The organism is Stutzerimonas degradans (assembly GCF_024448505.1).
Lineage (GTDB): Bacteria > Pseudomonadota > Gammaproteobacteria > Pseudomonadales > Pseudomonadaceae > Stutzerimonas > Stutzerimonas degradans.
On record NZ_JAMOHV010000017.1, the window covers coordinates 39,684 to 60,860 of the forward strand.

Sequence of the window (21,177 nt, forward strand, 5' to 3'; positions counted from 1 at the left end):
ATCGCCCGCACCGCCGGCGCAGGCAGGCACTACCCTTGAAAAAAGACGGCGATCAGAGAGATAGCTCAGGCATCAGAAGCCGTATCCCCATCCGGGGTCACGGCGGCGAGGCGCTTTTCCAACTGCTGCAGACGACGCGCCATATCATCGAGGTGGCGAATACGCGCCGCACTCTTGCGCCATTCGGCTGCCGTTTGCATCGCCGTACCGGACGAATAGCTGCCCGGTTCGGTGATCGAACGCGTCACCATCGTCATCCCGGTCACGAAGACGTTATCGCAGACTTCAATGTGTCCAACCATGCCGACACCGCCCGCGATCATGCAGTTGCGGCCAATCTTGGTGCTGCCGGAGATACCCGCGCAGCCCGCCATCGCGGTGTTGTCTCCGATCTGCACGTTGTGCGCGATCATGATCTGGTTATCCAGCTTGACGCCGTTGCCGATCAGCGTATCGGATAACGCTCCGCGATCGATGGTGGTATTGGAGCCGATCTCCACGTCATCACCAATGGTAACGCCGCCAATCTGAGCGATCTTTTGCCACACGCCCTTCTCGTTGGCGAAGCCGAAGCCCTCGCCGCCTATCACCGCGCCGGACTGAATGACCACCCGCTTGCCGATCCTGACATCGTGGTACAGCGTGACACGCGGCGCCAACCGCCCACCCTCGTCGATGCGGCAGCGTGCACCGATGAAACACTGGGCACCGATCACCACATCAGGGCCGATCCAGGCGCCCGCCTCGATTACCGCATAGGCACCGATGCAGGCCGAAGGATCGACCTGAGCGTCAGCTGCGATGATCGCGCTCGGATGAATACCGGCCACAACCGCCGGTCGCGTCTCGAACAGATGCGAGGCGCGGGCGTAGGCCAGATAGGGGTTTTCGATGACTAATGCCGCGCCGCTATAGCCGGCGGCATCCCCGGGCGTCAGCAGCACCGCGCCGGCACAGGTATCTTCAAGGAACTTGCGATACTGGGCATTGGCCAGAAAGGTGAGATGCTGCGGCCCCGCGTCCTGAAGCGTCGCCAAACCGTGGATCGGCCGAGACGCATCGCCACGTAGGGTGGCGCCCAGCAGCTCGGCCAGCTGGCCGAGCGTATACACGATAGAAGACATGATCAGCGCAGCTGGTTCATGCGCTCGATGACCTGGCGGGTGATGTCGAACTGCGGTTTGACATCGACCACCGCGCCACGCTCGAACACCAGATCGTAATTACCTTTCTTGATGACCTCTTCCACAGCCTGATCAAGCTTCGGCTTCAGTTGCTTGAGCATGTCCCGATCGGCAACAGCCTTGGCCTCGTTCAGCTCCTTGGACTGGAACTGGAAGTCGCGAGCCTTCTGCTTGAACTCCAGCTCCAGACGCTCGCGCTCCGCCTGCTGCATCTTGTCGCCATCCTTGACCAGACGATCCTGGATGCGTTTGGCATCGCTCTCCAGGGTCTTGAGCTTGTTCAACTGGGGACCGAACTTCTTCTCGGCATCCACGGCGTAACGCTTGGCGGCATCGGATTCAAGCAGGGCCATCTGATAGTTCATCACCGCGATCTTCATCTCGGCGAAGGCCGGAGTCGCAACCAGGGCTGCGACGACGAGGAACAACTGAGTCAACTTACGCACGGTATACACCACTCCTGAAAAGGCACTGAAGCGCGACGCTGCAGCGTTAGAATGTTTGCCCCAGCGAGAACTGGAAGACTTGGGTATCGGCATCGTCCGGCTTCATCACCGGCATCGCCAGACTGAAGCTCAGCGGCCCCATCGCCGTGATCCAGGTCAGGCCGACGCCCACCGAGCTGGCCATGTCGCCGAAGTCGATGTCGCTGCAGTCTTCCGAGCCGGAAGGACAGTTGGTATCGAAGACGTTACCGACGTCCCAGAACACGGAGGTGCGCAGCGAACGCTGATCCTTGACGAACGGCATCGGGAACAGCACTTCCAGACCGCCCTGGACGAGCACGTTGCCGCCGAAGGGCAGCGGATCCTGATCATCGGTGCAACGCCCCGAGGAGTCACAGGCGCCTTCTGGCAACAGATTCCCAGAAGAATCATACGCCCGGCTTGGCGTGCTGCGTGGCCCCAGACTGCTGTCCTCGAAGCCGCGCACGGAGTTGAAGCCACCCGCATAATAGTGCTCGTAGAACGGCAGCCGCGATGTCGAGCCGTAGGCGTCACCGTAACCCAGACGGGTGTGCATGCGCAGGGTGTAGTCCTTGCTCATCGGCACGAACAGCTGGCCGTTGTAGTCGAGCTTGTAGAACGACAGATCGCTACCCGGCAACGTCGTTTCGAAAACCAGACTCTGCGAGTGGCCGCGCGTGGCCAGCACACCGCGGTTGAGTGTCGACTCAGACCAGCCTATCGATCCCTTGAAGTTGAGGAAGCTATCGCCCTCTTCGTCCATGAAGTCGTAGATTTCATCGACCGTGTAGCGACCAGTGTCCAGATCGTCCTGCTGCACCGACAAACCGAATGACAGGCGCGCCGTTTCACTGATCGGGTAGCCGATATTCACACCGCCACCCAAGCTATCGACGGAATAGCTGGAAACGTCGTAATCCAGCTCGTCGTAGTCAGTGGTGCGATAAAAAGCGTTGTAGCCTAGGCTGACACCGTCTTCGGTCCAGTAGGGATCGACGAAGCCGAAGTTGTAGCGCGACTGATACTCGCTGCGCGTCAGCCCCAGCGATACCCGGTTACCGGTGCCTAGGAAGTTGTTCTGACTGATCGAACCACCCAGGATCAGGCCGGCGTTCTGAGCGAAACCAACACTGGCCATGATCGAGCCGGACGGCTGCTCTTCGACGCTGTAGTTGACGTCGATCTGATCCTCGGTGCCCGGCACCTGCGGAGTCTCGACGTTGACTTCCTTGAAGAAGCCAAGACGCTCCAGACGGGTTTTGGACTGATCAATCAGATAGGTCGATGCCCAGCCACCTTCCATCTGCCGCATCTCGCGCCGCAGTACTTCGTCCTCGGTCTTGGTATTGCCACGGAAATTGACGCGATTGACGTAGGCACGATTACCTGGATCGACCACGAAGGTGATCGAAACGGTATTATCCTCGTCATGAGCCTGCGGCACGCCGTTGACGTTGGCGAAGGTGTAGCCCTCGTTGCCCAGACGACGAGTAATCAGCTCAGACGTGGTGGTCATTACCTTGCGCGAGAAGACTTGTCCTTCTTTGGCCAGCAGCAGTGCCTCTACCTCCTGCTGGGGCACCTTAAGATCACCGCTGAGTTTGACTTCGCGCACGGTATAACGCTCGCCTTCGGCGATGTTCACCGTGACGTAGACATCCTTCTTGTCAGGGGTGATGGATACCTGGGTAGAGGTGATATCCATGTTGATGTAGCCGCGATCCAGGTAATAGGAGCGCAACCGTTCGAGGTCGCCTGAAAGTTTTTCGCGGGCGTACTTGTCATCGTTACGGAAGAAGGACAACCAGTTGGTGGTCTTCAGCTCGAACAGGTCGATCAGGTCCTCTTCAGGAAAAACCGTATTGCCGACCACGTTGATGTGCTTGATGGCCGCGACCGAGCCTTCATTGATCTTGATCTTGAGGGCCACGCGATTGCGTGGTTGCGCGACCACCTCGGTGTCGATGGTGGCCGAATAGCGGCCTTGTGCGACGTACTGGCGCTGCAGCTCGTTGCGCACACCTTCGAGGGTGGCACGCTGGAAGATTTCGCCTTCGGCAAGGCCCGACTGCTGCAGACCGGCAAGCAGGTCCTCGGTCTTGATGGCCTTGTTGCCTTCGATTTCGATGGCCGAGATCGATGGACGCTCGACCACACTGACTACCAGCACGTTACCTTCGCGGCCAAGCTGGATGTCTTGAAAGAAGCCAGTCTTGAATAATGCGCGAGTGGCCTCGACCAGGCGTCCGTCATCGGCGGCATCACCTACGTTCAGCGGCAGCGCACCGAATACACTACCGGCGGAAACCCGCTGCAAACCGTTGACCCGGATATCGGAGATGGTGAAGGACTCAGCGTGAACTTCGGCGATCATCAACGCGGAAATTACCGCAGGTAGCAGCAGACGTTTCATGAAGTCCTTTCTTATTAAACCTGAAAAAATGAACTCGCGTTTGGCGCAACGACATTAAGAAGCCCGCGTCACAGACGGCCGATATCGTTGACCAGCGCCAGCAGCATCACTCCGACGACCAGTGTGATACCGATCTGCATCCCCCACCCCTGGACTCGATCCGACAAAGGCCGGCCTCGAACCCACTCGACCAAATAGAAGAGCAAATGGCCACCGTCGAGTACCGGGATAGGCAGAAGATTGAGAACCCCCAGACTAATGCTCAAATAGGCGAGGAAATTCAGAAAATCCCCCAGACCCGACTGGGCAGAAGCGCCCGCCACTTTAGCAATGGTTATCGGGCCGCTCAAGTTTTTTACCGACAGCTCTCCGAGCAGCATTTTCTTCAGCGAATCGAGCGTCAGAAGGCTCATCGCCCAGGTTCGCCTACCCCCTTCGACCATCGCCTCGAGCGGGCCGAAGCTAACCTCACGCAGCATTTCGGCGGGCCACTCGCCCGCAGCGACACCCGCGCCAAGATACCCCCGAGCAAATGCCCCCTCACCGCGGACACCAAGGGTCAATGCGATTTCCTCTTGTCGCCCTTCCCGCTCAACAACCAAGCGAACCGGTTGACCTGGCAGGCTCCCGACCTGGTCGATAACCTGCTGCCAGTCCGCCAACGACTGGCCATTCAGGCTCAGCAGACGATCGCCGAGAACGACGCCAGCCGATCGTGCCGGCCCCTCGGGGTCAAGCTGCGCGATTACAGGGGCCACCTGAGGACGCCACGGACGAATTCCGAGCGCACCGATCGGGTCCGGCTCCTCGACGCCCTTCAGCCACTCATGCAGCACAATCTGGCGGTGCTGCTCCTGCGAAGCGCCCAGCTCGCGCACCGTCAGATCCAGCCTGCCGCTTTCACCGAGACGTCGAACCAACTGCAGATTGACCTCTCCCCAGCCCGTCACCCGCTTCCCGTTGACGGCCAGGATCTCCTCATCTGCCGCCAGCCCGGCCTGTTCGGCGAGGCTGCCCGCCTCGACCGCGCCAATGACGGGCCTCACCTGCTCACTGCCGAGCATCGCCAGCAGCCAGAAAAACGCCAGAGCGAGTAGAAAATTGGCCAGAGGTCCGGCCGAAACGATAGCAAAGCGCTGGCGCACAGACTTGCGATTGAACGCACCGCCGAGCAACGCCCCCGGCACGTCAGCCTCTCGCTCGTCGAGCATCTTGACGTAGCCGCCCAAGGGAATTGCCGCAATCACGAACTCGGTGCCGTGACGATCGGACCAACGCAGTAGCGGCTTCCCGAAGCCGACCGAAAAGCGCAGGACCTTGACGCCGCAGCGCCGCGCCACCCAGAAATGTCCGAACTCGTGAAACGTGACCAGCACACCCAGCGCGACCAGAGTGCCGACAATCATATAAAGCGTGCCCATCGAATCCTCCAGGCTAACGCCCGTGACGATCGAGCCAGGAACCGGCGAGAGCCCGGGCCTGCCGATCTGCCGTCAGTACGTCCTCAAGGCAGCGAGCCGGAACCGATGCCTCGCGATCCAGTACATCACCGATAATACCTGCGATTTCAGTGAAACGAATCCGCCGATCGAGAAACGCGTCGACTGCCACTTCGTTGGCCGCATTGAGCACCGCCGGGCTGGTACCGCCCGCCTCCGCGGCTTGCCGGGCAAGGCGCAGACAAGGAAAGCGCTGTTCATCCGGAGCCTGGAAATCAAGCCGACCGATGCGCAGCAGATCGAGCGCGGACACGCCAGAGTCCATGCGCTCGGGCCAGGCCAGCGCATGGGCGATGGGCGTACGCATATCGGGATTACCCAACTGGGCGAGCACCGAACCGTCGACGTAGTCGACCATCGAATGAATCACGCTTTGCGGGTGTACTACCACTTCGACCTGATCCGGCCGGGCATCGAACAGCCAGCACGCCTCGATCAGTTCGAGCCCTTTATTCATCATGCTGGCGGAGTCGACCGATATCTTGCGCCCCATGGACCAGTTCGGATGCGCGCAAGCCTGTTCAGGCGTAACGCTGGCGAGAGCGGCTGCCGGCAGTTCGCGGAAAGGACCGCCGGACGCGGTCAGCAGAATGCGCCGCACACCGACCTCAGCCATACCGCGCGCATAATCGCGCGGCAGGCACTGAAAGATCGCATTGTGCTCGCTGTCGATGGGCAACAACACCGCTCCGCTGTCACGCAGCGCCTGCATGAACAGGCCGCCGGACATTACCAGCGCTTCCTTGTTGGCAAGCAGGACGCGCTTGCCAGCCTGCACGGCAGACAAGGTGGGACGCAGGCCGGCGGCACCAACAATCGCAGCCATCACGAGATCCGTTTCCGGATGAGCCGCCACCTCGCACAAACCGCCTTCGCCCACCAAAACCCGCGTGGACACGCCATCGCGCGCCAACTCAGATTGCAGGACACGCGCCTGAGCTTCCTCCGCCACCACGGCATAGCGTGGCCGATGCAACAAGCACAGCTTGTGCAAATCAGCCATCCGCGTAAATGCTGTCAGGGCGAAGACCTGGTAGCGCTGTGGATGGCGCGCCACCACATCGAGTGTGCTGAGACCGATCGAGCCGGTAGCGCCCAGCAACGTAACGAGCAGCGGTCGCGTCACCATGCCCCCCATCCCGCCAGCCAGAGCAGCACTGCAAACAGGGGAATCGCCGCAGTGAGGCTGTCGATGCGATCCATCACCCCGCCGTGGCCCGGCAGGAGCTGACTGCTATCCTTGATTCCGGCACTACGCTTGAACATGCTTTCGGTCAGGTCTCCAATTACCGAGACACCCACCACCAACGCTGCGCCCAGCAGGGCCAGCACCAACTCGCGCGCGCTCCAGCCGCGATTTAGCCCAACCGCCAGCGTGATGGCCAGGCTGGCCAGCAGGCCGCCGATGAGACCTTCCCAGCTCTTACCCGGACTGACGGCGGGCGCCAGCTTTCGCCGACCGAATGCCTTGCCGGAAAAATACGCACCGATATCCGCCGCCCAGACCAGAACCATCACCGCGATGATCAGCCAGTTGCCAGACGGCCATTGCTTGAGTATCTGGAGCGCCTGCCAAGCCGGCAGCAGAATCAGCAAACCGATCAGCAGACTGCCCGGGGCTCCGCCCCAGAAGCGCCGGCTCTGCGGGTAGCCGACCACAAGCGCGGTTGCCGCAATCCACCAGAGCACCGCCGCAAGCATCAACCAGGGTGCCAGCGCTGGAAGCTGATAAAGCACCGACAGCAGCAGTGCGACCAGAACGGCGTAGGCAATGCGTACCGGCTGCGCATTGAAGCCCGCGAGATGCGCCCACTCCCAGGCGGCCAGTGTCACGACCAGACCAATGAACAGGGCGAAGGCGATGCCTTCGAGGTAAAAAAATCCCACGATGGCGACCGGCAACAATAGCGCTGCCGTGATGATCCGCTGCTTCAGCATTCGGCTCTAACCTCGTTTTCTACTTGTTCGCCGGTCTTGCCGAAGCGACGCTGACGCGAGGCAAAATCGACCAGGGCGCGACGCATCGCCTGATGCTTGAAGTCAGGCCAGAACAGATCGGAGAAATAGAGCTCCGCGTAAGCCAGCTGCCACAGGAGGAAATTACTGATGCGTCGCTCGCCACCGGTACGGATGCACAAGTCAGGTGGCGGCAGATCGCCCGTAGCGAGATAGCCCTGAAACAGAGCAGGCGTGATCTCATCGGGATTCAAGCGTCCGGCCTGAGCCTCAGCCGCCAGGTGACGGGTGGCCTGGAGAATGTCCCATTGCCCGCCATAGTTGGCCGCGACCTGCAGGATGAAACGATGGTTGTGCGCGGTAATCGCTTCGGCCTCGAGCATCGCCGCCTGCAATTCGGGGTGAAATCGCGAGCGGTCGCCAATAATCCGCAGGCGGATACCATTGTCGTTCAGCTTGCGCGCTTCTCGGCGCAGCGCCCTGAGAAACAGCTCCATCAGCGCACCGACCTCGTCGGCGGGACGCTGCCAGTTTTCGCTGGAGAAGGCGAACAGGGTCAGCACCTCCACGCCGGACTCGGCACACACCTCGATGACCGCGCGCACCGCATCGACACCCGCCTTGTGCCCAGCCACACCCGGCAACAAGCGCCTCTTTGCCCAGCGGTTATTGCCATCCATGATGATCGCCACGTGACGGGGAATATTCCGCCCAGCGATCTGCCTGACCTTTTCCATCAAACAACTCTACTTGCGCTGAAACACGCTTCGAACGATGAGAGGCGCAGCAAAAGCCGGCCAAATGCATCGATTGGACTGCCGCGTCCGGCAGCGGTTTCGTCCATTGTGCCGGCTAGAGATCGAGGATGGCGATTAGACCGCCATCAGATCGGCTTCCTTGCTTTCCAGCGCCTTGTCGATCTCTGCAACGAACTTGTCGGTGAGCTTCTGGACATCATCCTGCCCGCGGCGCTCGTCGTCTTCGCTGATTTCCTTCTCTTTCACCAACTCCTTGAGCTGCGCCAGAGCATCCCGGCGAATGTTGCGCACGGCGACGCGGGCATTCTCCGCTTCGGCGCGAGCCTGCTTGGTGAAGCCCTTGCGGGTCTCTTCGGTAAGCGCCGGCATCGGTACGCGAATGGTGGTACCGGCGGTTGCCGGGTTAAGCCCGAGATCGGAGGTCATGATCGCCTTCTCGACCGCCTGGATCATGCTCTTGTCGAACACGGTCAGAGCAAGCGTACGCGAATCCTCGGCGATCACGTTGGCAACCTGGCGCAGCGGCGTATCGGCGCCGTAGTAGGACACCATGACACTGTCGAGAATGCTTGGGTGCGCTCGGCCGGTACGAATCTTGGAAAACGCGTTATCCAGCGATTCCAGAGTCTTCTTCATGCGCTCCTGCGCGTCTTGCTTGATCTCGTTGATCATTCGTTCGATTCCTCGATCAGGGTTCCTTCGGCGCCACCGAGCACAATGTTCAGCAGGGCCCCAGGCTTGTTCATATTGAAGACGCGCAGCGGCATGTTGTGGTCGCGGCACAGGCAGATGGCTGTGAGGTCCATGACACCCAGCTTGCGGTCAAGCACGTCATCATAGGTCAATTGCGCAAATTTCTCGGCGTTTGGATCCTTGAATGGATCGGCTGTATAGACGCCGTCCACTTTGGTCGCCTTCAGCACGACATCCGCCTGGATCTCGATGGCGCGCAGGCAGGCTGCCGAATCGGTGGTAAAGAACGGATTGCCGGTGCCAGCCGAGAAAATCACGACCTCGCCAGACTTGAGATGGCGCATCGCCTTGCGCCGGTCGTAATGATCGGTCACACCAACCATGGAAATCGCAGACATCACCAATGCCGGGATATTCGAACGCTCCAGCGCATCACGCATCGCCAGCGCGTTCATAACCGTTGCCAGCATGCCCATGTGGTCGCCAGTGACGCGATCCATGCCCGCAGCGGAAAGCGCGGCACCGCGGAACAGGTTGCCCCCACCGATGACCAGGCCGACCTCCACACCGATGCCGACCAGCTGGCCGACTTCCAGCGCCATACGATCCAGCACCTTGGGATCGATGCCGAAGTCTTCGGACCCCATCAGGGCCTCGCCGCTCAGTTTGAGCAAAATGCGCTTGTAGCGAGGATTGCGTGAACTCATCTGCTGAGCCATTGGCATGTGTCTCCTGCGGCGTTCAAATGACTAGATTGATTGGCCAGACAAAAAATATCTGCGCTAGGACACTGCGTGAGCAGTTTGGTGCCCGGCGGCGAGCATAAAGCGTAAATACAATTTGTGCGCTTCTCTGAAAAAGAGGCCGCGCGCGTAAGCGGGCAGCCTCTTCGGGGACAGCGGAACCGAGGTATTACTGCTTGCTGGCTGCGACCTGAGCGGCCACTTCCGCAGCGAAGTCGACTTCAGCCTTCTCGATGCCTTCACCCACTTCGTAGCGAACGAAGGAAACGATCTGTGCGCCGGCTTTCTTGGCCAGATCGCCGACCTTGACTTCCGGATCCTTGACGAAAGGCTGCTCAACCAGGCTGGCTTCAGCCAGGAACTTGTTGATACGGCCCTTGATCATGTTCTCGACGATGTTCTCCGGCTTGCCGGCGATCTTATCGGCGTTGAGCTGCAGGAAGATTTCCTTCTCCTTGGCGATCAGCTCCTCGGAAACGTCCGCCGGGCTCAGAACAGCCGGATTGCTGGCCGCCACATGCATGGCGATGTCCTTGGCCAACTCAGCGTCGCCGCCCTTCAGAGTGACCAGCACACCGATACGATGGCCGTGCAGGTAAGCTCCCACCACTTCGCCTTCGACCGCAGTCAGACGACGAATGTTGACGTTCTCGCCACACTTGGCAACCAGCGCCTCGCGAGCGGATTCGCGCGAAGCGATCAGCGGAGCGGCTTCAGTCAGCTTCTGCTCGAAAGCTTCGTCCAGGCTGTCCTTGACGAACGCTTTGAAGTCGTCCTGCAGGGCCAGGAAGTCGGTCTGCGAGTTGACTTCGATGATCAGGCCACGACCGCCTTCAACGCGAACAGCGATGGCGCCTTCGGCCGCGATGTTGCCGGACTTCTTGGCCGCCTTGATGGCGCCGGAAGCGCGCATGTCGTCGATGGCCTTCTCGATGTCACCGCCAGCAGCGACCAGCGCCTTCTTGCATTCCATCATGCCCTGGCCGGTGCGCTCGCGCAGTTCTTTGACCATCGCCGCAGTGATTTCTGCCATGTTCGGAATCCTCTCGATTGGTTTCTAACCATTCGCCCGACAGCGCGGACGATCAATTCGGAAGTGGCAAAAAGGGGGCCTAGCCCCCTTTTTGTCCATCGGGTGTCACGCTAGAGCGTCACTCTCAGCCTTGAGCGGCTTCGGAAGCGACTTCCTCGACGAACTCATCGGCACCGGCACCAGCATTCTGGCGACCGCGCAGGACAGCGTCAGCCATCGAGCCCAGATAGAGTTGCACGGCGCGGATGGCGTCATCATTACCGGGGATAATGTAGTCAACGCCTTCCGGACTGCTGTTGGTATCGACGATGCCGATGACCGGAATGCCCAGCTTGTTGGCTTCGGAGATGGCGATGCGCTCGTGGTCGACGTCAATGACGAACATCGCATCCGGCAAACCGCCCATGTCCTTGATACCGCCCAGGCTGCGCTCGAGCTTCTCGAGGTCGCGGGTGCGCATCAGGGCTTCTTTCTTGGTCAGCTTGTCGAAGGTGCCGTCCTGGGACTGAACTTCCAGCTCACGCAGGCGCTTGATCGAGGCGCGGATGGTCTTGTAGTTGGTCAGCATGCCGCCCAGCCAACGATGATCGACATACGGCGAGCCACAACGAGCGGCTTCTTCGCGGACGATCTTGCCAGCGGAACGCTTGGTACCGACGAACAGAATCTTGTTCTTGCCAGCTGCCAGCTTTTCAACGAAACGCAGAGCGTCGTTGAACATCGGCAGAGTCTTTTCCAGGTTGATGATGTGGATCTTGTTGCGCGCGCCGAAAATGTACTTGTCCATTTTCGGGTTCCAGTAACGGGTCTGGTGGCCGAAGTGCACACCGGCCTTCAGCATATCGCGCATGGTGACTTGAGACATGATACGTCCTCGAATAAGTCGGGTTAGGCCTCCACGCGCCCCGATATCCAACTCTTTCGAGCACCCAGGATACCGTGTCGACGCGTGTGTGGGTTCAGGCGCAACGGGGAGGTCCCCGCTGAGCGGCGCGTTTTATAGCATAGAAAACCTGCACAGGCTACAGGCTAACACTTGATGCGCGGCTCGGGTCGACCACAGCAAGCGCCCGGCTTCAGGCTTGCCGCCTCAAGCTGCTACCATACCGCCCTTTCCTTTCGTGCCCGAGAGTTCCCATGACAGTCACCATCAAGACGCCCGAAGACATCGAGAAAATGCGTATCGCCGGCCGGCTCGCCGCCGAGGTACTGGAAATGATCGAAGAGCATGTCAAGGCCGGCGTCACCACCGATGAACTGGATCGCCTCTGCCACGACTACATCGTCAACGTGCAACAAGCGATTCCGGCGCCGCTCAACTACAAGGGCTTCCCCAAGTCGATCTGTACGTCGCTGAATCACGTCGTCTGCCACGGAATTCCCAACGATAAGCCGTTGAAGGATGGCGACATCGTCAATATCGACATCACCGTAATCAAGGATGGCTACCACGGTGACACCAGCCGGATGTTCATCGTCGGCCAGGTACCGGAATGGGCGCAGCGGCTGTGTAAGGTGACTCAGGAATGCCTATATATAGGCATCGAAATGGTCCGCCCCGGTGCTCGCCTGGGCGATATTGGCGAGGCGATCCAGAAACACGCCGAAAAGAACGGCTTCTCCGTCGTGCGCGAATACTGCGGGCATGGCATCGGCAAGGTCTTCCACGAGGAGCCGCAGGTACTGCACTACGGCCGTGCCGGCACCGGCATGGAACTCAAGGAAGGCATGACCTTCACCATCGAGCCGATGATCAACCAGGGCCGCGCCGAAACACGCCTGCTCGGTGACGGCTGGACCGCAATCACCAAGGATCGCAAGCTCTCCGCCCAGTGGGAACACACCATTCTGGTCACCGCCAGCGGCTACGAGATCTTTACCCTGCGCCGGGACGACACCATCGCGCGCACCTCGGCCTGACCTTTCCATCGTTTGCGGCATCAGGGGGTTCGCATGCCTCAGGTTGATCCAGAGCTGTTCGATCGCAGCCAGTTCCAGGCCGAACTGGCGCTCAAGGCCAGCCCGATTGCCGCATTCAAGAAAGCCATCCGCCAGGCCCGCGAGGTGCTCGACAAACGCTTTCGGGATGGCCGGGAGATTCGCCGGCTGATCGAAGACCGCGCCTGGTTCACCGATCAGATCCTGCGCGCAGCCTGGAGCCGCTTCGACTGGGATAAGGGTGCGGATATCGCGCTGGTTGCGGTCGGCGGCTACGGTCGCGGCGAGCTGCACCCCTACTCCGACATCGACCTGCTGATCCTGCTCGACGATAGCGACCACGAATTGTTCCGTGAGTCGATCGAGGGGTTTCTGACGCTGCTCTGGGACATCGGGCTGGAAGTCGGCCAGAGCGTGCGCTCGATCGCCGAATGCGCCGAGGAGGCGCGCGCCGACCTCACCGTCATCACCAATCTGATGGAAAGCCGCACCATCGCCGGCCCCGAGCCGTTGCGCAGGAAGATGCTGGAAGTCACCCGCCCCGAGGTGATGTGGCCGAGCAAGGATTTCTTCCTCGCCAAGCGTAACGAGCAGCGCCAGCGGCATTCCAAGTACAACAATACCGAATACAACCTGGAGCCGAACGTGAAGCGCTCGCCTGGCGGCCTGCGCGACATCCAGACGATTCTCTGGATCGCCCGTCGGCAATTCGGCACGCTCGATCTGCAGGCCATGGTCGACCAGGGTTTCCTCACCGAGGGCGAACTCAGCCTGCTGACCGCCGCCCAGGAGTTTCTCTGGAAGGTACGCTACGGCCTGCACATGCTCGCCGGGCGTGCGGAGGATCGCCTGCTGTTCGATCACCAGCGCTCACTCGCCGCCCTGCTCGGCTACGAGGACAGCGACGCCAAGCTGGCCATCGAACGCTTCATGCAGAAGTACTATCGGGTGGTGATGAGCGTCGCCGAGCTGAGCGATCTGGTCGGCCAGCACTTCGCCGAGGTCATCCTCTGGGAAGGCGATTCCGGTCCGAGCACCAAGCTCAATAGTCGCTTCCTGGTGCGTGACGACTACCTCGAAGTTCGCGACCCGGCGGTCTTCAAGCGCACCCCGTTTGCGATCCTGGAAACCTTCGTCCTGCTTGCCCAGCATCCGCGGATTCAGGGCGTGCGCGCCAACACCATCCGCCTGCTACGCGATCATCGCTACCTGATCGACGATGACTTTCGCAGCGACATTCGCAACACCAGCCTGTTCATCGAGCTGTTCAAGTGCAAGGAAGGCATCCACCGCAACCTGCGGCGGATGAACCGCTACGGCATTCTCGGCCGCTACCTCCCGGAATTTGGCCATATCGTCGGACAGATGCAGCACGACCTGTTCCACATCTATACGGTCGACGCCCACACGCTCAACGTCATCAAATACCTGCGCAAGCTGACCAAGCCGGGCGTGGCGGAGAAGTATCCGCTGGCCAGCGCGCTGATCGAGCGCCTGCCCAAGCCGGAGCTGATCTATATCGCGGGGCTCTATCACGACATAGCCAAGGGCCGCGGCGGCGATCACTCCGAACTGGGCGCGGTGGATGCCGAGCAGTTCTGCAACCGACACAAGCTGCCGGCCTGGGATACGCGACTGGTCGTCTGGCTGGTACAGAATCACCTGGTCATGTCCACGACCGCCCAGCGCAAGGACCTTTCCGATCCACAGGTGATCATCGATTTTGCCCAGCAGGTAGGCGACGAGACGCATCTCGATTATCTCTACGTGCTGACCGTCGCGGACATCAACGCGACCAATCCGACGCTCTGGAATTCCTGGCGCGCGAGCCTGCTGCGCCAGCTGCACACCGCCACCCAGCGCGCGTTGCAGCGCGGCCTGGAGAATCCGCTGGGGCGCGAGGAGCAAATCCGCCAGACCCAGCGCGCCGCACTGGACGAACTGGTGCGCAACGGCGGCGACCCCGACGAGGCTGAGCAGCTGTGGGCGCAACTGGGCGATGACTATTTCATGCGCCACTCGGCCAGCGACGTGGCCTGGCATACCGCGGCGATCCTCGCGCACGGCGAAGACAACGGTCCGCTGGTGCTGATCAAGGAAACCACGCAGCGCGAGTTCGAGGGCGGCACGCAGATCTTCATCTATGCGCCGGACCAGCACGATTTCTTCGCCGTGACGGTGGCGGCGATGGACCAGCTCAACCTGAACATCCACGACGCCCGCATCATCACCTCGAGCAGCCAGTTCACGCTCGACACCTACATCGTGCTGGACGCCGACGGCACGCCGATCGGCGACAACCGCGAGCGGATCGAGGAAATTCGCCAGGGCCTGATCGACACGGTGCGCAATCCCGACGAGTACCTCACCATCATCCAGCGCCACGTGCCGCGCCAGCTCAAGCACTTCGCCTTCCCGCCGCAGGTCACGATCCATAACGATACCCAGCGCCCGCAGACGATCATTGAGATCATCGCGCCGGATCGTCCCGGCCTGCTTGCCCGCGTCGGGCAGCTGTTCCTGGCCTTCGATCTGTCGGTGCAGAACGCCAAGATCGCCACACTGGGCGAGCGGGTCGAGGACGTGTTCTTCGTCACCAACGCCAATAATCAGCCGCTATCGGACCCACAGCTCTGCACGCAGCTGCAGCAGGCGCTGATCGCGCAACTGCAGCAGGAAAACGAGCATCAGCCGTCGCCGAGCAGCTTCACCATCTGACGCTGCGCGACAGCTTTACTGCCAGGGCTTGCCGCGCGTGCGCTCGAAGAACGGTAGCTTCTGCTGCATTGCCGCCTTGGCCAGCATGTGCGCACTCACCGGGGCGGTGAGGAAGAGAAACAGGGTGATCAGCAACTCGTGCAGACTCAGCCCCTCGGTCCGGCTGCCAAAGAAGATCATCGACGCAATGACAATTCCGCCAACCCCCAGCGTGGTCGCCTTGGTCGGGCCATGCAGGCGGGTATAGAAATCCGGCAGACGGTACAGGCCGATGGCACCGACCAGCGCGAACAGACTGCCGACGATCAGGCAAACGCTTACCAGCAACTCGATCCAGAAAGGCATGCGCAATCCTCAGTCAATGATGTCGCCGTGCAGCAGGTGCTTGCCTACTGCGACCGTGCTGATGAACCCCATCACCGCGATCAGTAGCGCAGCCTCGAAGAACAGCTCCGACGCCAGCCAGATGCCGAACAGCACGATCAGCGCGAGCGCGTTGATGTAGAGCGTATCAAGCGCCAGCACCCGATCCGGCATCTCTGGGCCGATGATCAGACGTGCCAGGTTGAGTATCGCCGCCAGCGACATGATCGCCAGGCAGATGGGTATCACGTACGTGAGCATTCAAAAATCTCCAGCAGCGGCGCCTCGTAGCGCGACTTCACCTCGTGCACCAGCGCCTCGACGTCCGGCGCGTCCAAGGCGTGCAACAGCAGGGTCTTGTGATCCGGACTCAGACCGGCCGACACCGTGCCCGGGGTGAGCGAGATGATGCTGGTCAGTACCGCAAGCACGAAATCATCCTCGATCGCCATCGGCACCTCGACGAACGCCGGGGCGAGCCGGCTCTTCGGTCCGAGCACCAGTTTGGCGACATGCAGATTCGCCACCACGATGTCGTAGAACACCAGGGCGATGAAGCGGCACAGCAGCAACGGTTTGCGCACCGTCGGAACCTCGATGAGAAAACACCGCAGCAGCAGCGGCAGGCCCCAACCGAGCACAGCACCGAGCACCACATGACCGGTGCTCAAGGTGTTGTTCAACATCAGCCACAGCAGCGTGAGCAATACGCTGAGGGCAGGATGAGGCAGCCAGCGTGACTTCTTCATGCGCCACCTCCGGTAATCGTCTGCAGATAGGGCTGCAGATTCAGCAACTGACTCGCCGTCGCCTGCAGATAGCCCTGCACCGGCTGCGCGAGCACGACCAGCAGCAAGCTGGCGGAGAGCAAGCCCAGGGTCGCCAGCAGCCTGATCGGATCGGCCCCCGCACCGGCAATGGCCGGGCACTCGTCATTGGTGCGCCAGAACACCAGACTTCCGGCGCGACTGAGGGCGATCAGCATGCCCAGTCCGCCGACCAGCAATACCGACCACAGCCAGGCCGCCTGACTGTTCAGCTCCACCGCGCGCATCAGCATGAGCTTGCCGAGAAACCCGGAAAAAGGCGGCAGCCCGGCCACCGAGATTGCCCCGAGAAAGAACAGCATGCCCAGCAGTAGCGGCTGGCGCAGCGGTCCAGCGGAGATCAGATCCGTGCCAATCGCCCCGCGTTGCAGGCCGATCAGATCGGCCAACAGGAACAGTGCGCCGGCGATCAGCGTGCTATGCAGCAGGTAGTACAACGCCGCTGCGATGCCACTCGCATTACCCAGCGCCATGCCCGCCAGCAAGGTACCGACCGAAGCCACGACCAGATAGGCCAGCATGACCTGCAGGTTGCGCGCCGCCAGCGCACCAATGACGCCCGCCGCCAGCGTGAGCAATGACAACGGCCACAGCCAGACCTGCGCCAGGTTGCTCAGCTCGCCGGCCTCGCTGCCGTAGATCAGCGTGAACACCCGCAGGATCGCGTATAGCCCGACCTTCGTCATGATCGCGAAGAGCGCCGCCACCGGAGCCGTCGCCGCCGCGTAGGCACGGGGCAACCAGAAATACAGCGGCAGGATCGCCGCCTTCAGGGCAAATACCACCAGCAGCAGGAAACCGGCGGCAGCCACCAGCGGTGCCTGCGCCGGATCGAGCAGCGCAGTACGCCAGGCCAGATCCGCCATGTTCAGCGTACCCAGCACGCCGTACAACATGCTCACGCCCAACAGGAAGAACGACGAGCCCAGCAGATTCAACACCACGTAATGCATGCCCGAGCGAATGCGCGAAGGACCATGGCCGTGCACCAGCAGCGCATAGGACGAGATCAGCAGAATCTCGAAGAACACGAACAGGTTGAACAGATCGCCGGTGAGAAAGGCGCCGTTGATGCCGAGCAGCTGGAACTGGAACAGCGCATGGAAATTCGGCCCGCGCTCATCGTCGCCACGACAGGCGTACAGCAGCGCGAAACCGGCGAGCAGCGCCGTCACCAGCAGCATCAACGCGCTCAGGCGATCTAGCAGCAGGACAATACCGAACGGCGGCTGCCAGTTACCCAGCGCATACACGCGCAGCTGATCGTCACCGGCAAGCAACAGCAACCAGAGCGCAAGCGGCACCAGCGCCCAGGTCGCCAACAGCGATAGCAGGCGCTTGCTGGAACTACCCAGCCGATGGCCAAACAGCAGCGCCGCGCCCATGAAAAGCGGCAGCAGGATGGGCAGGATCAGCACATGGTTCATTCGCCCGGCTCCTGACCATCCACATGATCCGTGCGCAGCTCACCGAGCCCACGCAAAGCCAGTACCACCACGAACGCGGTCATGGCGAAACCGATGACGATCGCAGTCAGCACCAGCGCCTGTGGCAGCGGGTCGCCATACTCCGCGCTCTGCCCGATGACTGCGGGCACTCCGGTCGCCAGACGGCCCATCGAAAAAATGAACAGGTTGACCGCATAAGAAATCAGCGTCAGCCCCACAACCACCGGAAAGATCCGCGCCCGCAACAGCAGGTAAACGCCACTGGCGGTCATCACGCCCAGGGTGATGGCAAACAAAGCTTCCATCAGAGCACCTCCTTGCTCGTTTCGTCCTGACCGACATGGCCGATGTTGGAGAGGATCAGCAGCGTCGCGCCGACGACCACCAGATAAACCCCGAGATCGAACAGCATCGCGGTCGCCAGCTCGAATTCGCCCACCAGCGGCAAATCAAAATGCCCGAACGCCGAAGTCAGGAACGGATAGCCGAACAGCCAGCTGCCAAGCCCGGTCAGCCCGGCGATCAGCAACCCAGCGCCACTGATCGCGTGATAGCTCACCGGCTGACGCTCCTGTGCCCAGGCGACCCCGTGTGAGATGTACTGCAGGATCAACGCCGCGGCGGTAATCAGTCCGGCGATGAAGCCCCCCCCTGGCAGATTGTGCCCGCGCAAGAAGATGAAGACCGAAATCAGCATGGCCAGCGGCAGCAAAGCCCGCGCCAGTACATCGAGGATCATCGGATGGCTGTCCGGCGACCACGGTCTGCCACCATAGTCACGCAACGGATGCGGCAGGTGCAGGCCATACAGCAGGCCATAGATGGCCACGCCGGCGATTGCCAGCACACTGATCTCACCGAGCGTATCGAAGCCGCGGAAGTCCACCAGAATCACGTTGACTACGTTGGTCCCGCCGCCACCGGACACACTGTTCTCCAGGAAAAAGCCCGCGATGCTTTCATATGGACGGGTCAGTACCGCGTACGCCAGCAAAGCGACCATCGTGCCGCAACCGCCGGCGAGGAGCAGGTCGCGCAGGCTACGCAGACTGCTGGATTCGGCCGGGGTCCGATCAGGCATGAAGAACAGCGCCAGGATCAGCAGGATGATCGATACCACCTCGACTGACAGCTGGGTCAGCGCCAAATCGGGCGCCGAATAGCGAGCGAATGCCAGAGACACCATCAGCCCGACCACTCCAAGCACCATCAGCGAAATCAGCCGGCGACGGTGAAAGAGCACAGTCAGCAGCGAGGCCAGCGCGAGGATCGCCATGCCCAGCACCGTCACGCCATCGAACGGGGTCATGGCGACGCTGCCGTGGAATGAGTCCAGCGTCGACAGCGCGAACACCACCAGCGCCAGCGCACTGGTCAACATCAGCGCCAGGTAACGCTGCAGCGAGCCGTTATCCAGGCCATCGGTGAGCTTGCGTGCTGCTGCCGTGAGTGCACTCATGGCGCGCTCGAAGACCGCCAGCGAGTCGACCACCGGCAGCCCCTCGTACCAGCGGAATATCCAGCGGCGCAGCGAATAGATCAGCACGCCACCGGCCAGCGCCAGGAAACTCATCATCAGCGGCAGGTTGAATCCGTGCCAGATCGCCAGGCTGTACTGCGGCGCTTCGCTGTTCAGGCTTGCCGATACGGCCGACGCCAGCAGTGGCGCCACTGTATAGGCGGGGAGCATGCCCACCAGCAGGCAGAGCAGTACCAGCACCTCCACCGGAATCTTCATGTAGCGCGCCGGCTCATGCGGCGGGTATTTCGGCAGGTCGATCGGCTCGCCGTTGTAAAACACGTCATGAATGAAGCGCAGCGAATAAGCCACCGAGAAGGCGCTGGCAATCGTCGCCAGCGCCGGGATGATCCAGTAGAAGCTGCCGAGCAAATGCTGGTCCAGCGTTTCGGTGAAGAACATTTCCTTGCTGAGGAAACCGTTGAGCAACGGCACACCGGCCATCGCCAACGACGCCACCATCGCCAGCATCGCGGTATGTGGCATGTACTTCCACATGCCGTTGATGCGCCGCATGTCCCGTGTACCGGTTTCATGGTCGATGATGCCGGCGGCCATGAACAGCGAGGCCTTGAAGGTCGCGTGGTTGATGATATGGAAGATCGCCGCCACCGCTGCCAACCGCGAATCCAGCCCGAACAACAGCGTGATCAGACCCAGGTGACTGATTGTGGAATAGGCCAGCAGTCCCTTGAGGTCGTGCTGGAACAGCGCCATCACCGCGCCCACCAGCAGGGTCGCAAGGCCGGTCATGCTCACCAGATAGAACCACAAATCCGAGTACGCCAACGCCGGATACAGGCGGGCAAGCAGGAACACCCCGGCCTTCACCATCGTCGCTGAGTGTAGGAAGGCCGAGACTGGTGTCGGCGCCGCCATCGCCTGTGGTAACCAGAAGTGAAACGGAAATTGTGCCGATTTGGTGAAAACGCCCAAAAGCACCAGCACCAGGATCACCGGATACAGCGCACTGTTGCGAATCACCTCGCCTGCATCGAGCACGCTGCTGAGTTCGAAGCTGCCGACCACCTGACCGATCAGCAGCACCCCGGCGAGCAGCGCCAGACCGCCGCCGCCCGTCACTGCCAGCGCCATGCGTGCGCCCTGGCGGGCGTCGGCGCGGTGGTTCCAGTAGCCGATCAACAGGAACGACGACAGACTCGTCAGCTCCCAGAACATCAGCATCAGCAGCAGGTTTTCCGACAGCACGATGCCCAGCATCGAGCCCATGAACAGCAGGAAGAAGCCGAAGAAGCGCCCCATCGGATCGCGCTTGGCCAAGTAGTAGCGCGCATACAGAATGACCAGCAGGCCGATGCCGAGAATCAGCAGCGCAAACAGAAAGCCCAGACCATCCAGACGCAGACTCAGATTCAGCCCCAACTCCGGCAACCAGGGCACCTGCACGATCTGCACCTTCCCGGCGAACACTGCAGAGCGCTCGGAGAGCAGCAGCACCAGGGCGGCCAACGGCCCGATGCCGGCTCCGAAGGCGCACGCCGAGCGGCCGGCGCGCTCCAGCAGCAACGGCAGACAAATGCCCAAGAAAGGCAAAGCGATGATCAACGCAAGCGTCATGGGAAACTCTCTGGGCCGTCCGGCTCGACGGCATTTCTTC

At 61.2% G+C, this 21,177-nt stretch carries 19 protein-coding genes; 2 read left to right on the forward strand and 17 right to left on the reverse strand.

From position 1 onward, the window contains the following. Positions 1–65: 65 nt before the first annotated feature. The 11 genes from lpxD to rpsB all read right to left on the reverse strand — a co-directional run bounded on the left by lpxD (position 66) and on the right by rpsB (position 11,611). Entirely contained in the window at positions 66–1,124 is a 1,059-nt protein-coding gene (gene lpxD, locus NAV27_RS17835) for a UDP-3-O-(3-hydroxymyristoyl)glucosamine N-acyltransferase (protein WP_102829466.1), read from the reverse strand. Positions 1,125–1,126: 2 nt separating this feature from the next. Beyond that, entirely contained in the window at positions 1,127–1,630 is a 504-nt protein-coding gene (locus NAV27_RS17840; RefSeq protein WP_003290720.1) for an OmpH/Skp family outer membrane protein, read from the reverse strand. A gap of 46 nt (positions 1,631–1,676) precedes the next feature. Continuing rightward, a complete protein-coding gene (gene bamA, locus NAV27_RS17845; RefSeq protein WP_102829465.1) occupies positions 1,677–4,064 on the reverse strand; it encodes an outer membrane protein assembly factor BamA in 2,388 nt (795 codons plus the stop codon). Between the two features lie 68 nt (positions 4,065–4,132). Further along, positions 4,133–5,485 (reverse strand): RIP metalloprotease RseP, encoded by a 1,353-nt coding sequence (rseP, locus tag NAV27_RS17850; RefSeq protein ID WP_102829464.1) that lies wholly within the window; start codon positions 5,483–5,485, stop codon positions 4,133–4,135. Between the two features lie 13 nt (positions 5,486–5,498). Then, positions 5,499–6,701 (reverse strand): 1-deoxy-D-xylulose-5-phosphate reductoisomerase, encoded by a 1,203-nt coding sequence (gene ispC, locus NAV27_RS17855; protein WP_102829463.1) that lies wholly within the window; start codon positions 6,699–6,701, stop codon positions 5,499–5,501. Beyond that, a complete protein-coding gene (locus NAV27_RS17860) occupies positions 6,686–7,501 on the reverse strand; it encodes a phosphatidate cytidylyltransferase (protein ID WP_102829462.1) in 816 nt (271 codons plus the stop codon). The genes ispC and NAV27_RS17860 overlap by 16 nt, the downstream gene beginning before the upstream one ends. Next, positions 7,495–8,256, reverse strand: a complete 762-nt coding sequence (gene uppS, locus NAV27_RS17865; protein ID WP_043296526.1) for a polyprenyl diphosphate synthase — start codon at positions 8,254–8,256, stop codon at positions 7,495–7,497. Before uppS ends, NAV27_RS17860 begins: the two co-directional genes overlap by 7 nt. 135 nt (positions 8,257–8,391) lie before the next feature. Beyond that, the gene (gene frr / locus NAV27_RS17870) at positions 8,392–8,949 is read right to left on the reverse strand and encodes a ribosome recycling factor (RefSeq protein WP_043296528.1); all 558 of its coding nucleotides are present in this window, start codon (positions 8,947–8,949) and stop codon (positions 8,392–8,394) included. Then, a complete protein-coding gene (pyrH, locus tag NAV27_RS17875) occupies positions 8,946–9,689 on the reverse strand; it encodes a UMP kinase (RefSeq protein WP_043296530.1) in 744 nt (247 codons plus the stop codon). Before pyrH ends, frr begins: the two co-directional genes overlap by 4 nt. Positions 9,690–9,882: 193 nt before the next feature. Next, a complete protein-coding gene (gene tsf, locus NAV27_RS17880; RefSeq protein ID WP_054095316.1) occupies positions 9,883–10,746 on the reverse strand; it encodes a translation elongation factor Ts in 864 nt (287 codons plus the stop codon). Positions 10,747–10,870: 124 nt separating this feature from the next. Beyond that, a complete protein-coding gene (gene rpsB / locus NAV27_RS17885) occupies positions 10,871–11,611 on the reverse strand; it encodes a 30S ribosomal protein S2 (RefSeq protein WP_008566876.1) in 741 nt (246 codons plus the stop codon). Between the two features lie 272 nt (positions 11,612–11,883). On the opposite strand from rpsB, the gene map reads away from it, so the two are divergent. Together map and NAV27_RS17895 are read left to right on the forward strand one after the other, a co-directional pair. Next, entirely contained in the window at positions 11,884–12,666 is a 783-nt protein-coding gene (gene map, locus NAV27_RS17890; RefSeq protein ID WP_008566874.1) for a type I methionyl aminopeptidase, read from the forward strand. A gap of 33 nt (positions 12,667–12,699) precedes the next feature. Continuing rightward, a complete protein-coding gene (locus tag NAV27_RS17895; protein WP_102829461.1) occupies positions 12,700–15,402 on the forward strand; it encodes a [protein-PII] uridylyltransferase in 2,703 nt (900 codons plus the stop codon). Between the two features lie 15 nt (positions 15,403–15,417). On the opposite strand, the gene NAV27_RS17900 is transcribed toward NAV27_RS17895, so the two are convergent. From NAV27_RS17900 to NAV27_RS17925, 6 genes are read right to left on the reverse strand one after another with little or no spacing between them, the layout of a single operon-like run. Beyond that, positions 15,418–15,747, reverse strand: coding sequence for a Na+/H+ antiporter subunit G (locus NAV27_RS17900; protein ID WP_077683981.1), 330 nt, complete (start codon positions 15,745–15,747; stop codon positions 15,418–15,420). Positions 15,748–15,756: 9 nt separating this feature from the next. Continuing rightward, positions 15,757–16,026 carry a K+/H+ antiporter subunit F gene (locus NAV27_RS17905; RefSeq protein WP_008566870.1) on the reverse strand — a complete coding sequence of 90 codons (270 nt, stop codon included), beginning with the start codon at positions 16,024–16,026 and terminating at the stop codon, positions 15,757–15,759. Further along, on the reverse strand, positions 16,011–16,514 hold the full coding sequence (locus tag NAV27_RS17910) for a Na+/H+ antiporter subunit E (RefSeq protein ID WP_102829460.1): 504 nt from the start codon (positions 16,512–16,514) through the stop codon (positions 16,011–16,013). Before NAV27_RS17910 ends, NAV27_RS17905 begins: the two co-directional genes overlap by 16 nt. After that, positions 16,511–18,019 (reverse strand): monovalent cation/H+ antiporter subunit D, encoded by a 1,509-nt coding sequence (locus NAV27_RS17915; protein WP_102829459.1) that lies wholly within the window; start codon positions 18,017–18,019, stop codon positions 16,511–16,513. The genes NAV27_RS17910 and NAV27_RS17915 overlap by 4 nt, the downstream gene beginning before the upstream one ends. Beyond that, a complete protein-coding gene (locus NAV27_RS17920) occupies positions 18,016–18,345 on the reverse strand; it encodes a Na+/H+ antiporter subunit C (RefSeq protein ID WP_043296549.1) in 330 nt (109 codons plus the stop codon). Before NAV27_RS17920 ends, NAV27_RS17915 begins: the two co-directional genes overlap by 4 nt. After that, positions 18,345–21,137, reverse strand: a complete 2,793-nt coding sequence (locus NAV27_RS17925; RefSeq protein WP_102829458.1) for a monovalent cation/H+ antiporter subunit A — start codon at positions 21,135–21,137, stop codon at positions 18,345–18,347. Before NAV27_RS17925 ends, NAV27_RS17920 begins: the two co-directional genes overlap by 1 nt. Positions 21,138–21,177: the final 40 nt, after the last annotated feature.